The 16,287-nt window shown below is 28.7% G+C and carries 12 protein-coding genes and 1 pseudogene; 4 read left to right on the top strand and 9 right to left on the bottom strand.

Annotation, left to right across the window (positions count from 1 at the left end; genetic code table 11):
- Positions 1-8: 8 nt before the first annotated feature.
- Entirely contained in the window at positions 9-4,301 is a 4,293-nt protein-coding gene (locus tag OXH55_RS08340) for a 2-hydroxyacyl-CoA dehydratase (protein ID WP_268049396.1), read from the bottom strand.
- Positions 4,302-4,559: 258 nt separating this feature from the next.
- On the opposite strand from OXH55_RS08340, the gene OXH55_RS08345 reads away from it, so the two are divergent.
- The 3 genes from OXH55_RS08345 to OXH55_RS08355 all read left to right on the top strand — a co-directional run bounded on the left by OXH55_RS08345 (position 4,560) and on the right by OXH55_RS08355 (position 6,656).
- Complete coding sequence (locus OXH55_RS08345) at positions 4,560-5,324, top strand: ABC transporter ATP-binding protein (protein WP_268049398.1); 765 nt, start codon at positions 4,560-4,562, stop codon at positions 5,322-5,324.
- On the top strand, positions 5,317-6,126 hold the full coding sequence (locus OXH55_RS08350; protein ID WP_268049399.1) for an ABC transporter permease: 810 nt from the start codon (positions 5,317-5,319) through the stop codon (positions 6,124-6,126). The genes OXH55_RS08345 and OXH55_RS08350 overlap by 8 nt, the downstream gene beginning before the upstream one ends.
- Before the next feature lie 173 nt (positions 6,127-6,299).
- Positions 6,300-6,656, top strand: a complete 357-nt coding sequence (locus OXH55_RS08355) for a tetratricopeptide repeat protein (RefSeq protein WP_268049400.1) — start codon at positions 6,300-6,302, stop codon at positions 6,654-6,656.
- 71 nt (positions 6,657-6,727) lie between these two features.
- Here the strand turns inward: OXH55_RS08355 and OXH55_RS08360 are convergent, their stop codons facing one another.
- The 6 genes from OXH55_RS08360 to OXH55_RS08385 form a co-directional block, all read right to left on the bottom strand.
- Positions 6,728-8,077 (bottom strand): sensor histidine kinase, encoded by a 1,350-nt coding sequence (locus OXH55_RS08360; RefSeq protein ID WP_268049402.1) that lies wholly within the window; start codon positions 8,075-8,077, stop codon positions 6,728-6,730.
- A 255-nt stretch (positions 8,078-8,332) separates the two neighbouring features.
- A complete protein-coding gene (locus OXH55_RS08365) occupies positions 8,333-9,487 on the bottom strand; it encodes a transglutaminase-like domain-containing protein (RefSeq protein ID WP_268049404.1) in 1,155 nt (384 codons plus the stop codon).
- Positions 9,488-9,520: 33 nt separating this feature from the next.
- Positions 9,521-10,351, bottom strand: coding sequence for a recombination regulator RecX (recX, locus tag OXH55_RS08370; protein ID WP_268049406.1), 831 nt, complete (start codon positions 10,349-10,351; stop codon positions 9,521-9,523).
- The gene (locus OXH55_RS08375; protein WP_268049407.1) at positions 10,351-11,604 is read right to left on the bottom strand and encodes a M16 family metallopeptidase; all 1,254 of its coding nucleotides are present in this window, start codon (positions 11,602-11,604) and stop codon (positions 10,351-10,353) included. The genes recX and OXH55_RS08375 overlap by 1 nt, the downstream gene beginning before the upstream one ends.
- A 133-nt stretch (positions 11,605-11,737) precedes the next feature.
- The gene (locus OXH55_RS08380; RefSeq protein WP_268049409.1) at positions 11,738-13,321 is read right to left on the bottom strand and encodes a glycoside hydrolase family 57 protein; all 1,584 of its coding nucleotides are present in this window, start codon (positions 13,319-13,321) and stop codon (positions 11,738-11,740) included.
- A gap of 108 nt (positions 13,322-13,429) precedes the next feature.
- Positions 13,430-13,942 carry a DUF4912 domain-containing protein gene (locus OXH55_RS08385; protein ID WP_268049411.1) on the bottom strand — a complete coding sequence of 171 codons (513 nt, stop codon included), beginning with the start codon at positions 13,940-13,942 and terminating at the stop codon, positions 13,430-13,432.
- A 151-nt stretch (positions 13,943-14,093) separates the two neighbouring features.
- Here OXH55_RS08385 and OXH55_RS08390 point away from each other — a divergent pair.
- A pseudogene (locus OXH55_RS08390) lies at positions 14,094-14,447 on the top strand (L,D-transpeptidase); the annotation flags it as partial.
- A gap of 11 nt (positions 14,448-14,458) precedes the next feature.
- Here OXH55_RS08390 and OXH55_RS08395 read toward each other — a convergent pair.
- Both OXH55_RS08395 and OXH55_RS08400 read right to left on the bottom strand, forming a co-directional pair.
- Positions 14,459-16,036: a recombinase family protein gene (locus OXH55_RS08395; RefSeq protein WP_268049415.1), complete on the bottom strand. Its 1,578-nt coding sequence runs from the start codon at positions 16,034-16,036 to the stop codon at positions 14,459-14,461.
- Positions 16,037-16,122: 86 nt separating this feature from the next.
- The gene (locus OXH55_RS08400; RefSeq protein WP_268049416.1) at positions 16,123-16,254 is read right to left on the bottom strand and encodes a hypothetical protein; all 132 of its coding nucleotides are present in this window, start codon (positions 16,252-16,254) and stop codon (positions 16,123-16,125) included.
- Between the last annotated feature and the right edge of the window lie 33 nt (positions 16,255-16,287).

The raw sequence follows: 16,287 nt of genomic DNA on the forward strand, positions 1-16,287 counted from the left end.
TATATTTTTTAGTGCTGCTTACTGCTAGCAATCTCTTCCATAACTTCAGATTTGCTTCTTAAATTTTCACTATCTTCATCCTTTAAATTTTTAACTGCTACAGCTAGCATTAACTTAATTCTATTGATTTGATTTACTTCACTAGCACCAGGGTCATAGTCAACAGCAACAATATTAGTACCCTTATATCTTCTTCTAAGCTCTTTAATAACTCCTTTACCAGTTACATGATTAGGTAAACAAGCAAAAGGCTGCATACACACTATATTCTTAACTCCACTCTTTATAAGTTCAACCATTTCACCTGTTAAAAACCAACCTTCACCAGTTTGATTTCCCATAGATAAAATAGGTGATGCTCCTTCTGCAAGTTCTCTTATAGTAGAAGGTGATTCAAATCTCTTACTGCTGTTAAGAGCTTTTTTCATATCTCTTCTAAAATATTCTATATACCAGATAACTGCATCACTAATAATCTTAGACTTTAAATTACCTGATAAATATTTATATTTAAATGTCTCATCATATGCGCAGTATAAGAAAAAGTCTGTTAAATCTGGTACAACTGCTTCTGCTCCTTCACTTTCTAAAATTCCTACAATATCATTATTTGCTGTTGGATGATATTTTACAAGAATTTCTCCAACTACTCCTACTCTAGGCTTCTTAATATCTAAAATTTCAAGTTCATCAAAATCCTTAACTATTTCATATATATATTTTTTAGCTAATTTAAAATCTCCATCCCTAATTACTTTCTTACACTTTTCAACCCATTTATCATATAGGAAATTTGCAGATCCCTCTATTTTCTCATAAGGTCTCACTCTATATAATACTCTCATTAACAAATCTCCAAAAAGCAATGCTGTTAATGATTTTTTAGCCATTGAGTACGAAAGTGTAAATCCTGGATTGCTTTCAAGTCCTACATAGTTTAAAGATATTACAGGGACATTTGGAAATCCAGCTTCCTTTAATGCCTTTCTTAAGAAACCTACATAGTTACTAGCTCTACAGCCGCCGCCTGTTTGAGTTATTATAAGAGAAGTATTATTAACATCATACTTTCCAGATTTCAATGCTTCTATCATTTGCCCAACTACTATAATAGAAGGATAACAAGCATCATTATTTACATACTTAAGGCCTTCTTCAACAGCACCTTTATCAACAGATGGTAATACTTCTAAATTATAACCTGATGAAGATAAAGCTTCTTGTACAAATTGGAAATGTATAGGTGACATTTGCGGTGCTAAAATAGTATGCTTATTTCTCATTTCCTCTGTAAATGGTATCTTTTCTGCAGGTTTTGATTGTAATTTAGGTTTAACCCCTTTTTTATCTCTTTCTTCTATAGCAGCTTTTAAAGAACGTATTCTTATTCTAGCAGCTCCAAGATTACTAACTTCATCTATTTTTAAAAGAGTATAAATTTTATCATGTCCTTTTAGTATTTCCTCAACTTGATCAGCTGTAACAGCATCAAGACCACACCCAAAAGAAGTTAACTGAACAAGTTCTAAATTATCTTGAGTAGCCACAAACTCTGCAGCTGCATATAATCTTGAGTGATATACCCATTGATCCACAACTCTTAATGGTCTTTTAACCTCTCCAAGATGTGCAATAGCATCCTCCGTTAATACAGCCATATTAAATTCTGTAATTAAATTTGCCATTCCATGATTAATTTCAGGATCTACATGATATGGACGACCTGCAAGTACAATTCCTTTTCTTCCAGTCTTTTTAAGGTATTGCAGTACTTCTTCTCCTTTTACTCTTATATCATTTCTAGCGTTTTCTCTTTCTTTCCACGCTTTTTGTGCTGCCTCTAATATTTCTTTTTTAGAAATCCCACTATCTTTTAATTCATCATAAAGTCTTTTAGCTAATCTTTTCTCATCATCCATTGGAAGAAACGGATTCATAAATTTTATATTCTTTTCTCTTAATACATCTACATTATTTTTTATTACTTCTGGATAAGACGTTACTATAGGACAGCTATAATTATTATCTGCTCCTTTCTGCTCTTTCTTATCAACTGGTATACATGGGTAGAATATAAAGTCTACATTTTTGCTCACTAAATCCATTATATGTCCATGCACCAATTTAGCTGGATAACACACAGACTCTGAAGGTATTGTTTCCATACCTAACTCGTAAACTTCCTTAGATGATCTTCTTGATAATTCTACTTTGAATCCTAATTCATTAAAGAAAGTAAACCAATAAGGATAATTTTCATACATATTAAGTACTCTTGGAATTCCTACTGTTCCTCTTACTGCCTCTTCCTGCTTTAAAGGTACATAGTTAAATATTCTATTATACTTATAATCATAAAGATTTGGTATGTCTTTTTTAGCATTTGCTTTATTAATTCCTTTTTCACATCTGTTCCCAGATATAAAAACTTCACCATCTGCAAATTTATTTATATTAAGAAGACAATTGTTTCCACATCCTCCGCATCTTCTCATAGACGTATTTATCTTAAAATTATTGAGCTTTTCTAGAGAAATTAAAGTAGTTTGATATCCTTCTTCATACTTTTCTCTTGCAATTAGTGCCGATCCAAAAGCTCCCATTATTCCTGATATATCTGGTCTTACTACATCTCTTCCTGATATATTTTCAAAGCTTCTAAGCACTGCATCATTATAGAAGGTACCCCCTTGAACAATAACCTTTTCTCCCATTTCTTCTGGATTTCTTAATTTAATTACCTTATATAGTGCATTCTTTATAACTGAATATGAAAGTCCTGCAGATATATCCCCTACAGAAGCTCCTTCTTTTTGTGCCTGCTTTACTCTAGAATTCATAAAAACTGTACATCTTGAACCTAGATCTACAGGTTCTTTTGCAAAAACAGCAGCTTCAGCAAACTTCTCAATTCCCATATCTAAAGACTTTGCAAAGGTTTCTATGAAGGAACCACAGCCTGAAGAACAAGCTTCATTTAGCATTATGCTGTCTATTACGCCATCTTTAACTTTCATACACTTCATATCTTGCCCACCAATATCCAGTATAAATTCAACCCCTGGAAGGAAAAAATCTGCTGCTTTATAATGAGCTATTGTTTCAATTTCTCCAATATCAATTTTTAGTGCTGCCTTAATAAGCGCTTCTCCATAACCTGTAACAGTACTGTTTACTATTTCAGCTTTTGGTGGAAGCATATTATAAATCTCTTTTAATATTTCAATAGTTCGAGCTAAAGGCTTTCCCTCATTACTTCCATAATGAGAATATAGAAGAGAGCCATCTTCAGCTATTAAAGCCGCTTTTGTAGTTGTAGAACCTGCATCTATACCTAAAAAGCATGTACCTTCATATCCAGAAAGCTCTTTTCTTTTTACTTTATATTTTGAGTGTCTCTCTCTAAATTCTTGTAATTCATGCTCATTAACGAATAATGGCCTTAATCTATTAACTTCATGAGTTGTAGCTTCTCTCAACTTAGGCAATTTTTCATAAAGAGAATTAAATGATATTATTTCTTCTTCTCTAGAAGCTAAAGCTGCACCCATAGCTACATACAACTGTGAATTTTCTGGAAAGATTATTTGATTTTCTTCTAATTTTAATGTTTCAACAAATCTTTTTCTAAGTTCAGATAAAAAGTATAAAGGTCCTCCTAAAAAAGCAACATTTCCCTTTATAGGCTTACCACATGCAAGTCCACTTATTGTTTGATTTACTACAGCTTGAAAAATCGAAGCAGCTAAATCTTCTTTTGAAGCACCTTCATTTAAAAGTGGTTGTATATCAGTTTTTGCAAATACACCACATCGTGATGCAATAGGATGAATTACTTTGTATTCCTTTGCCATTTCATTAAGGCCTGATGCATCAGTTTGCATTAATACTGCCATTTGATCAATAAATGCGCCAGTTCCTCCTGCACAAGTACCGTTCATTCTTTGTTCGATACCATCATCAAAATATGTTATTTTTGCATCTTCACCCCCAAGTTCAATTGCCACATCTGTTCTTGGGATAAATCTCTCAACAGTTTTAGTAGATGCTATTACCTCTTGAATAAAAGATACATTTAACCACTTTGATACAGCAAGTCCACCAGACCCCGTTATCATTATTGTTATACTATGATCCTTGAATTTTGAGTAAGCTTCGTGGATAAGGTCAATAATAGTATTTTTTATGTCAGAAAAATGTCTCTTATATGTTCCATACACTATATTATCCTTTTTATCAAGTGCAACTAATTTAACTGTTGTTGAACCTACATCCAATCCAAAACATAATAATTTCTTCATATTCCTCTTCTCACTTTTCTAATAAAATTTTCATCTGTCTACTAATTATAAGATTTATAATTAAAATTTTCAATCCGTAATTTATAAATATTAACAATATTTTCATAAACTAATGTATTTTATTATTGTTTAATTAAATTATTTTGAAATATATTGTTCGTTGTATTCTACTAAAATTATACTTTATTCTTTTTCTCTATGTTTAACATTATATTTTTTTTTTCATATAATAAACTATAATTCTTTGGAGTTGATATGATGAATAAATTATCTATGTCTCATGTTTATATGAATTATCATACTCTTAAAAGCGAAACTGAAGCATTAAAAGATATTACCTTTTCTGTATCTGAAGGAGAATTTATAAGTATTGTTGGCCCTTCTGGGTGTGGCAAGTCTACAATTTTAAACATTATTGCTGGACTTTTAAAACCCTCTCAGGGAGATGTACTTATAGATAATAAAAGTATAAGTTATTCATACTTAAAAATAGGCTATATGTTTCAAAAAGATCAGCTGTTTGAGTGGCTTACTGTATGGAACAATGTACTTTTAGGATTAAAAATTCAGCATAAAGTAAATAAGCTCAATATAAATAAAGTAAAAAAACTTTTAACTGATTATAATCTATGGGATTTTAAAGACTTTTATCCAAATCAATTGTCTGGAGGTATGAGACAAAGAGTTGCTTTAATTAGAACTTTAGCTTTAAATCCTGAAATACTACTTTTAGACGAACCTTTCTCTGCTCTTGACTATCAAAGCAGATTAAACGCCAGCGACGAAATATATAAAATTATTAAACGTGAAAACAAAACAGCCATCATGGTAACTCATGATATTTCAGAAGCTATATCTATGTCTAATAGAGTATTGATACTATCTAAACGTCCTGCTGTAATAAAAAAAGAAATACCTATTAAATTTTCTACTGAATGTAATTCTCCTTTAAAATCCAGAGAAGCTCCTGAATTTAGACTTTATTTCAATACAATTTGGGAGGAGTTAGATATAAATGATTAACAAGAGTATAGAGCATGAAAATTTCATAAAAGAAATAAAAAAAGAAAAAAGGAAAGTTGTAATTACAAGATTGCTTATTCTCATAGCATTATTCGCCTTTTGGGAAATAGCTGGCAATACTGGTTTAATTGATCCTTTTCTTACAAGCACTCCATCAAGAATGTGGAAAAGCTTGATAAAAATATATAACGAAGGAACCTTATTTAGACATATTTTAATTACTTGTGGAGAAACTATTTTAGGTTTTTTACTGGGAACAGTTTTAGGTACATTTATAGCAACACTTCTATGGTGGTCAGATTTCGCTTCAAAAGTACTAGATCCTTATCTCGTTGTGCTAAATGCATTACCTAAAGTAGCCTTAGCCCCTATAATTATATTTTGGGTAGGTAACGGTGTAAATGCAATAATTTTAATTGCACTGCTAATATCAATTGTTGTAACAATAATAAATATATTAAATGGTTTTAAGGAAGTGGATAAAGATAAAATAAAGCTACTGAAAACTTTTGGTGCTCATAAAAAACAAATTCTAACTTCTCTTATCATTCCTGCCTCCATACCTACAATAATATCATCTCTTAAGATAAATGTAGGACTTTCTTGGGTAGGCGTTATAATGGGTGAATTTTTAGTAGCCAAAGAAGGTCTTGGCTTTTTAATTATATTTGGTGGTCAGATATCGCAGCTTGATATGGTTATGATGAGTATAATAATACTTTCAATTTTAGCATTTCTTATGTACACTGTAGTTTCACACTTAGAAAAACGTTTGATTAAAAATAACTCTAGTAAAAACTAAATTTATAAAAAATATTAATTCACTACAAAAATATTAATTCACTACAAAAATAAATTGGCAATAACAAATTGTCAATTTATTTTTATTACAATAATTTTTTGTATAGATTGAATAATATATATATAACTAGACAATAATTAAACTAGTATTTTTGATTATATGGAGGTTTATATATGAGTTTTTTTGATCAAGCCAATAATTTATATAATAAAAAAGAATATGAAAAAGCTATTAATGCATATAAAAAAGCTATTGAACTTAAAGAAAACAAAACAGCTTCATTATATAATACAGCTGTATGTTTCATTAAACTCAATAACTACACAAGAGCCATCTCCCTTTTAAAAGCTGCAATACGCGAAAAGGAAGACAGCAGATATTTTTTCAATTTAGGTTATTGTTATGCTATGCTTAAAGATGCAAAAAAAGCTTTGATTTACTTTAATACAGCATGGGCTTTAAATAATGAAGACTCTGATTGTGAAAAAGCTATAGATTTAATAATTCAAACCCTCAGTAAAGACAAATAAAGATAAATAATGTAGTATATCGTAAAACTAACTTCTATAAAATACTAGCTTTGTGCCGAATAATAATTTTATCAACCAACTTCTCCACAATAATCCTTCTTTAATTTAAATTCTAGCAAAAATTCTGTCTCCTGTGGAGAACTTGAAATTTCTATTTTCCCGTGATTTTTTTTCATGAGCTTATCTACAATAAATAATCCAAATCCATGGTCTTTTTTATTACTAATCTTTGTAGAAAAACCTTTTTTAAATAGTTTCTCTTCTGTCTCCTTATCAATCATTGGTCCATTATTGGCAATAGATAAAAAATAACTATTATCTTCAACATATCCATACACAGAAACTATTTTCTTTCCTTCATGTGTTTCTAAATTAAACGCCTCAAAAGCATTATCTAAAATGTTACTTATAATACCTACTAAATCATTATCATCTGCCATTACTATTTCTAATGGTGTTTCAAACTCAACATCTAAATAAATATTATTTTCAAAAGCAAAATTGCTTTTCATTGCCACTAAACCATCTATGTAATCATTCCCAGTATCAAAAAATCTATATGCTGATTCCAGATTGTTTGTAGTCTTTTTTAAATAATCTTTTATTCTGTCAACAGTATTAGGTTTATCTAACACACACATAGCATAAACTGTATTTATATGATTAGCAAAATCATGCTTTTCTCTTCTAATAATATCTACAATACTTTCAAGGTTATTTACATATTCTTTTTTTAGCTCAAACTTATTTTTTATCTTGTTTAATTCAATCCTCTTTCTATAGTCAACCATTCCAATAACTATAAAAAATAAAAATAATAAAAACAGCAACACTTGATATAAAACAATATTAACTTTATTACTAATAATAATATTAATGCTAACGATAGAAAGTAACATAATAAACATACCAAATATCCAATAAGATGTTATAGTATCTTCATCATCTTTTGAAGGTAACTGCAAAAAATTTATTTTGTGTCTATTCATTAATTTTATAATTAATACTCTAATAAAATTCAATATTATTGCAAATATTATATCTATACCAATATCTTGTAATAAATTAATACTATTTGTACCAACACAAATTGAAAAAACAGCAAGACATCCTAATTCAATAACGGTTGCATAAATAATAGAAATTAATACTCCTATACATGAAAATTTTAATGGTGTAGATGTAAGTATTGAAAGAACTATTATTGAAAATGTAATTATGACAATAGTATGACTTCCCATTGGCATACTTATAAAAGCCCATGCAGTAAATACTGAATATATTAATATAAACAAATAGACTCTTTTTCTATGTTCCTTTAAATAATGTTCTTTTTGAAGAATTTTAACATACATCAATAAAATAGGTACTGCTTCTAAAGCAGAAATAAAAATTTTACTAATGAACTTATACACTGTCATTTTCTTTTTCCCTCCTATATAAGTCACATTAATTAATATTGCTACAACTTACTCTAAAAGGATATATTTTACATTTAAGCTTTGAAAGCTGCCATTACCACTTATTGAATAAATTCACGCATTTAAACTATATTTCTACATAATATACCCCAATACAATCATACCTTATATAAAAAATATGTCAATAAATCATTAAAATGTTATTAATTTTTTGTTCATTGTTTAATGTTCCTTAAAATTTCATGTTTTTTATCATTATCCAGCTATTTTAGCATTTCTGTGATCTAATTTAAAAATAGAACTATCAAAGTAATTACCACCCTTATAAAAGGTAGTATCCACATTTATCCATATATTTTCTTCACTTATATATACTTGATTCCACGCATGACTAACCCAATTTGATCCATTAAATCCTTCTCCCGTAATTATTCTAACTTTTATATTATTCGCTTTACACATAGCAGCATAAAGACATGCATAATCAAAACATATTCCCTTTCTTGAATTAAAAGTATTGATTGCTCCAGACTTAACACTAAAATCATTTCTTAATATTTTATCAACTTTTTCATAGTCATAATCGATATTTTTCCCCACCCAATTATATATGTGTTTTGATTTTTCATAAGTATTTTTTCTATCTTTAACCAACTCTCTTGCAAACTGATCTACATCTTTATTTGACTTTATACCTTCTGATAAAGTAACCCCATTATAGTAAACTATAGTTTTCCCAGAATTGCTTAATGATTCTGTATCATCATTTTTTATAACAATTTTAAAGGAATCATTTATTATATTAGGAAGTTTCTTTGCAAACTTAGAATTTGTAATTGGATTTATAATATTTTCGCAAATAGAACTATATACCACTGACTTATCAAGCTTTTGATTATAGGAATTATTTACTCCAATTATCACCAAAACATTTAAAACCAAAGACACAAGTAAAATATAGCAAATAGATTTAGGTAATTGGAATAATAAGCCTATGATTCTCTTAGTAAATCCACTTTTTTCTTTTATTAAATCCTCTATCCCATCTAACAAAGGATAAAAAGTCATACTATTTATAATTTCAATAACAAATCCAATAATTTTATAAAGTAAAAATATCATAATAGGCATCACCACTACATATATAAATATAGGATTACTGTCTAATACTGAGACAATCTTTTCTGGAATATAATTATAAATCTCTGCATACACTCCTTCCTGGTGCATTACAAAAATTTGCTTAGTCAAATAGGTCCCAGAAATTGCTCCACCTATAAAAGATATATAACTACCAATCTCTTCAATATCATTCTTTAAATTTTTAGATGAAAATTTAAACAAAAACCCTTTTAGTAAAGGATATAAAAATATTAATATTAAAGCTATATCTACTGTATTTTGGGTCATATAACCACCCCCTAAAAATTGATAGTTAAACTCCTATATTATCTCTTTAAGCACTTTTTTAACGTCCTGCCATTCATACCCTCTACGAATAAGATATTGTCCTAATTTTCTATAAAGTTTTACTCCATCTTTTTCAGATTTGCTTATTATTCTATATCTCTTTTCTGCAAGTTCTTTAAGTTCCTCCATGTCATTACTCTTTTCCACTTCATTTTCATTGTTAGAAACTTCATTCTCTACTTTAACCACTTTGTTTAAAACATTATTAACTATATTGAATTCATATCCTCTGGAAATCAAATAATCTCCAAGCTTTTTATAAATTTTATATCTATTTTTTTCTGATTTAAGAATAATATTATATCTCTTCTCTGCCAGTCTTAGAGCAGTATTTATTTCAAAATCATAATCAATTTTCTTAAGTCCCTCTTCCACTATTTCTTCTGGTATCCCTTTTCTTAGAAGCGTATATTTTATTTTATTCTTTCCACAAGACGAACTTTTATCTTTTATAAACATATCTGTATACTTAAAATCATCTACAAAACTATATTCTCTTAAAAAATCCATAACCCTAGCTGAAGTTTTTTCATTATATCCTATCTTCACTAGCTTTTCAAACATTTGTTTTTCAGTTTTATAACTCTTCTCTATTATATTTAAAGCTGAATTTTTAGCCTTTAGATAATTATCTTCTTCTATTATATCTTTTAACAACTCAAGATTTATTTTTTTATTTTTTTCAAGTCTATAATAGTAAACAAGATCTGTACTGCACGCAAAAGTAAATTCTTCATCTAAATATACATTAACTCTTTTTTTGTTTTTCTTTTGAACCTCAATCTTCGTTATTGTTTTCTCCACTACTCATCACTCTTTTCAGATAATAAAATATGTATAGTAGGTTCTTTTAAAACTTTTTTTGAAACCTTATATATATCCTCGCCTTTAATATTTTCCATATTATTCATATTATCAATAAATTCATAAATATCTTCTTTATCAATGATTTGATGTACCACATAATTGGAAAGCTGAGTAGAATCTTCTAATGTACTCACAACAGCCGTCTTAAGCACTTTTTTCATAAGTGAAATATTTTTATCATCTAAAACTATTTTTTCATTTTGTATATCTTCTATAGATTTATTAATTATATCTAAAGATTCACTAACATCATCCTCATTAACAGCTGTATATATACTAAGTGTCTTAACATATTTACCCATATCTAATTCAGAACAAACATCATATGCAAGACCTCTTTCCTCTCTTAATCGTCTAAACAATACAGAATTTGCACTTTCTCCAAATTTGTAATTCATTATTCTAAGGGCAAGTTCTTCATCTCTACTTAAATTATGAAAAGTATATAAATAAACTATTGTGCATTGTTCCGCATCTTTTTTATAAGAAATCTTTTTAATAGGTATATTATTTTCCACTATTACTTTTTCTCTTTCAAATTCTTTTTTTTGCCAATCTTTAAAATATTTTTCTATTAAGTTTATGGCTTCATCATGATCATAAGATGAAACTAACGTTATATATGCATTGTTTGGCACATAATATCTTTTATAAAACTCCATTAGTTCATTTCTTTTAAATTTTTCAACCGTATTTTTGCTGCCTATTGTATCTATTCTTATGGAACTTTTCTTAAATGCACATTCCATTGTGTTTTTAAAACTATAATCTTCTATATCATCTTTGCTTGTCCTGATTTCTGCTAGTATCACTCCTCTTTCCCTCTCGATTTCTTCTTCAGGAAAATTAGAATTCTGAGTCATATCTGCCATCAGTTCTATAGAAGCCTCTATCTCTTCTTTTAAAACTGTCATACTGTAAACTGTGCAGTTATAATCAGTATAAGCATTGTAGTCTCCTGCCCTTTGTTCAAGTTCTTCATTAAGTTCTTCATTTGTTCTTTTTTTTGTTCCTTTAAACATCATATGCTCTACAAAATGTGATATACCCTTTTGTTCAACTTTTTCATATATAGATCCTATCTTAATTCCTACATGAACAGAAGCTAGTTGGGTATCTTTCTTTATTGTTACTACTGTTAATCCATTATCCAAATTATGTTTTTGTAAGTCAAAAATTCCTTTTTCCATATACTCTCCTTTTCATATCTATTTATAAAACCTATTATAATTTATAATGTAAAAAATAAAAAGTACATATATATTGATTTTTACTTTTATATGAAATAAATCCCTGTGAAGCCTCAGTTCACAGGGATTTATTTTAATTTCTCCTATATATCTCATAATTAGCATTAGGAAATATATTATCTATTTCTTCAATATTAGAAAGCCATTTAATATCTATGGAATTTTTAGTTATATCTTCATATAATTTATTAAATCTTTCTACATGTGTATTTACCCTTCTTATGGCATATTCTACTGTAGTATTATTTTTAATAATAAAAGGCCAATCTGAAGACTCTGCTAACATTAATTCTCTAGCTGCTTGATTTAATGCCCTTTTTTGAATATCCGTAGGTTCTTTATAGGTGTTAGCAAGCCTTATCATAGATTGTTCACATCTATGTAAATCTTTATATATCCAATGATTTGATGGATTTAACCATACAGAATAATCACTATTTTCTCCCCAACTTGATGGTGAAGGACTGCAGCACTGAACCATAGGATTTTGTTTTAAATATTCTGAAGGTGTTGTTAACTTGAAATTAGTCCAATCTTCAGAAGCCATACGTATAAACTGTTCTATGAAATCAGGACCTTCAAACCACCAATGTCCATATAATTCAGTATCATAAGGACAAGTTATTAATGGTGGCACATCCATCTGCTCGCTAGCAAACATTATTTGTCTATTTCTACCATCAGCAAAATGTCCTGCATGATCTCTTACTGTTTTCATTGCTATTTCTCTATCATAATACTCTTTATTTTCAGTTTTACCAGTTATTTTATAATATTTAATTCCGGTATCAATTCTTATTCCTGCTCTATTTATATATGGTGCGATATATTCCATAGGTGCCTCATAACCTATATCTCTATAAAATTCTCTATAGTTAAAATCTCCTGGATATCCTAAATAGTTGCTCCACACCTGCTGAGAAGATTCCATATCTCTTCCAAAAGCACATATTCCATTTGATGTAGATATTGGAGTGTAGGTACCATACTTTGGTCTAGGCGAAGCATTAAGTACAGCTTTATTTTCCGCAATGAAATAATTTATTCCATACTCTTTCAATATGGAATCAAGAGAATAAGTATAGGCACATTCAGGAAGCCATATTCCTTTTGGGGCATGTCCAATACAATCTATGTATGATTGAACAGCTGTAGCAATTTGAGCTTTTATAGTTTCTGGATTTATAGTAAGTAGTGGAAGTAATGCATGAGTTGCTGAACATGTTATTATTTCAAGACATCCTAATTCATCAAATTTCTTAAACGCATTCATTAATCTTTTGTCATATTTTTTATATGTTTCTAATATATTTTTAAATCTTTCGTTATAAAAATGTGCTAATCCATTTAATTTTTTGTCATTTTTAGTTCTTATAATCTCTTTTTCTGAAAGCTCTATACATGAATCTAAATATTCTAAATACCTTTCATTTAAATATTCATCTTCAAGCATTGCCATAAGAGGCGGTGTAATATTCATAGTTATCTTAAATTCAATTTTATCTTTATTTAAATTATCAAACGCATTTATCAGTGGTATATAACATTCACTCATTGCCTCAAAAAGCCATCTTTCTTCAAGAGCATCTTCAACATCTGGATGTCTTACATACGGCATATGACTGTGTAGTATTAAGGCAACATATCCTTTTTCCATATTTATCCCCCCGCTAGTTTATTTATGATGAAGCATTTATATCTTCTTTTGATACTTCATTAAAATATTCTTCAAAATATTCATTATAATAATTTTTTTCTCCTATAATTATTGATTCATACATTTGATGTTTTTTTTTTTAACCATAAATGGATAAGGTTTTGGTTCATTTCGTTTCATTTTACACTCATCATTTTCATTATAAGTAGGAAGTACTGTATCTGGTTTTTCTTTATATTCTTGAGAAAGATCTACATAATATACATCTCTATCACCAGATTGTCTGTCTCTTGGTGTTGTTATTGTATTTGAAACTGATATTGCAACAAATTTATCATCAGGAAGCATTCTTCCTAACTTCACAAAAACATCCATATCATCTTTATTAAGATTTATGTACCAATTATTTGCAAAAGCATCTAAATAAATAGTCTCTATTTCTTTAGCTATTCCTTCATCTACTTCATACATCTTCAAAACTGGCTTTGAATTTTCCCAAGCATTCTCTCCATATATATCTTCAAAATTCTTCACCGTCAAGGGTGAAATATTATAATAGCAAAATACCTTATAGGCGCTTTGTACCATTAAAATTATTGAAGATTTTTCATCCAAATTCACATTTATCACCTCTTAAACCATATAATTTATTTAATTATACCTTATAATGGAAATTTTGTCACTTATTTAATGTTATTTTTTGTATTTTATCCTTTAACTTGTAAATGTTGCATAAAATAATATAGATAATAATTTATATAGGAGATTTTATATGTTTAAAAAACGTATTAATTCTAATTTTTTAAAACTTCTTTTAATACTAATATTAATACTTATAATAGAATTTATTTTAATTTACAGAGGATATAAACAAGGTAATTGTCAAACTTATACTTCTACTATTCAAAACTATGACCCTAAAAGACCTATTGTTATAGTAGTAGATGTATGTGACAGCATCATTACTGTTTTACAAGATGAGAAAGTATTAAAAACATATACAATAGCTAGTGGAAAACCTTCTACTCCATCCCCTGTTGGTACCTGGACTATTGTAAACAAAGGAATTTGGGGTGAAGGCTTTGGAGGAAGATGGATGGGGTTTAATGTACCCTGGGGTAAATACGTTTTGGAATACTAAAAAGGTAACTTGAATTTATAAAATATCTTTATTTTCTTATTTTCATATATTTCTATCTTATCTATTAACTTAGATAATGTTAATTTATCAGGCTCATCCATCTTTAAAAGCTCCTCAACCAAGTTTTTAAACATGTCTTTATTTCCGCTCTCTTCTTCCTGTTTTTTTATGATCTCCTTAAGCCTTACTCCTTCACCCTTTAATTTTTTCTGTTCCTTTAAATACTCATCGGTAAAATTATTAAACATCTCTTCTGAAATCTTACCTAGATACTTATCTTCTAACATCTTTTTCAAAAAAATTTGTATCTCTCCTAAACGTTTATCTATCCGTCTTAACTCAGATTTTATATTTGCCTTTTTAGTATTCTTAGCCTTAGCTTCTTCCGCGACCTTTATTAATCTTTCCTTATCTATATAAGCATTTAGAATACTTTTCAAATCTTTTAGAACACTCTCGATTAGCTCATTTTCTTTTATGGAGTGCCTTGTACAAGTATGAAATCTTTTATATGCTGCACAAATGCAGTAACTCTCTCCTTTTGGTGTTTTGGTATAAGTCATCCTTCCACCACAATCTCCACAAAATATTAATCCTGAAAGTATATGCTTACTTATTTTAGTATTGTATTGCCTATTTCCCTTTACACTAATCAATCTCTGAATAGCTTCAAATGTCTCATTACTAACTATTGCCTCATGGGAATCTTCAACAGTTATCCACTCTTCTACACTCATGGACTTTAGTTTTTTTATCTTATAATTAATTTTCTTATATTTATTCTGCGTAACATTCCCTGCATAGGTTGGATTTTTCAATATGTTTCTTACTACCTCTGGTGTCCAAAAACAGTACTTAGACCTTACATTATTGTAATTAGGATTTTGAAGTTTCTTATAAGCTGCTGGACACAAAATACTTTCTTTGTTTAATTTATTTGCTATTTTAGAAAATCCATAACCTTTTCCTTCTCCCTCTCCATTAAGATACATAGCAAATATTCTATTTACAATGTAAGCTGCTTCTTCATCAATAATAAGATGGTTCTTATCCTTAGGATCTTTTTTATAACCATAAGGTGCAAAAGCTCCTATATATTTTCCCTGCTGTCTTTTTAAGTTCATAGTAGTTCTTACCTTCTGAGATATATCCCTTGCATAATAGTCATTAACAACAAGCTTAAAAGGCAGCATAACATTATTATCATTAATAAAGCTGTCCATATTATCATTGACAGCAACAAATCTTACATCATTTTCTGGGAAATATTTTTCAAGAATCTCACCTGTGGTAATATAATCCCTTCCAAGTCTTGATAAATCCTTGGTAATTACCATGTTTATTTTTTTATCTTCTATATCCTTAAGTAATTCTTTAAAACCAGGCCTATCAAAATTGGTACCTGTATAACCGTCATCCTGATAAATTTTCACCAAGTTTAATCCTTTGTCTCTTACATACTTGGTTAAAAATTCTTTCTGGTTTTGTATACTCTCTGATTCTACAACTTCCTTTTGTTCATCTTCACGGGAAAGTCTTACATATATTCCTACCTTGTAGTTGTTATCTACCATACAGTAACTTTTCCTCCTCTATTGATAGATAACTACCTGCCATACCATTAATATGCCACCTAATAAACATAGTTATATGTGGAACATTACCCCATCTTAAGTTTAAGAATTTCTTCCACAATTTGCTGTAATGTTTTTCCCGTTTTATTCTTATAAACCCTCTCTATCTTTATTTTATTTTCTTCACTTTTGCTGAGAGTCTTTTTTTTCTGTTTCAATATATAACACCACTTATAATTGCTCTACTATAT

The sequence above is a fragment of the Clostridium ganghwense genome (assembly GCF_026735165.1).
Classification (GTDB): Bacteria; Bacillota; Clostridia; order Clostridiales; family Clostridiaceae; genus Clostridium_H; species Clostridium_H ganghwense.

Coding starts and splice junctions, on each gene's coding strand:
- OXH55_RS08365 (WP_268049404.1), bottom strand. CDS start 9,487: ATGACCCAAAATACAGTAGATATAGCTTTAATATTAATATTTTTATAT.
- OXH55_RS08355 (WP_268049400.1), top strand. CDS start 6,300: ATGAGTTTTTTTGATCAAGCCAATAATTTATATAATAAAAAAGAATAT.
- OXH55_RS08345 (WP_268049398.1), top strand. CDS start 4,560: ATGAATAAATTATCTATGTCTCATGTTTATATGAATTATCATACTCTT.
- OXH55_RS08350 (WP_268049399.1), top strand. CDS start 5,317: ATGATTAACAAGAGTATAGAGCATGAAAATTTCATAAAAGAAATAAAA.
- OXH55_RS08395 (WP_268049415.1), bottom strand. CDS start 16,036: ATGGTAGATAACAACTACAAGGTAGGAATATATGTAAGACTTTCCCGT.
- OXH55_RS08375 (WP_268049407.1), bottom strand. CDS start 11,604: ATGGAAAAAGGAATTTTTGACTTACAAAAACATAATTTGGATAATGGA.
- OXH55_RS08360 (WP_268049402.1), bottom strand. CDS start 8,077: ATGACAGTGTATAAGTTCATTAGTAAAATTTTTATTTCTGCTTTAGAA.
- OXH55_RS08340 (WP_268049396.1), bottom strand. CDS start 4,301: ATGAAGAAATTATTATGTTTTGGATTGGATGTAGGTTCAACAACAGTT.
- OXH55_RS08380 (WP_268049409.1), bottom strand. CDS start 13,321: ATGGAAAAAGGATATGTTGCCTTAATACTACACAGTCATATGCCGTAT.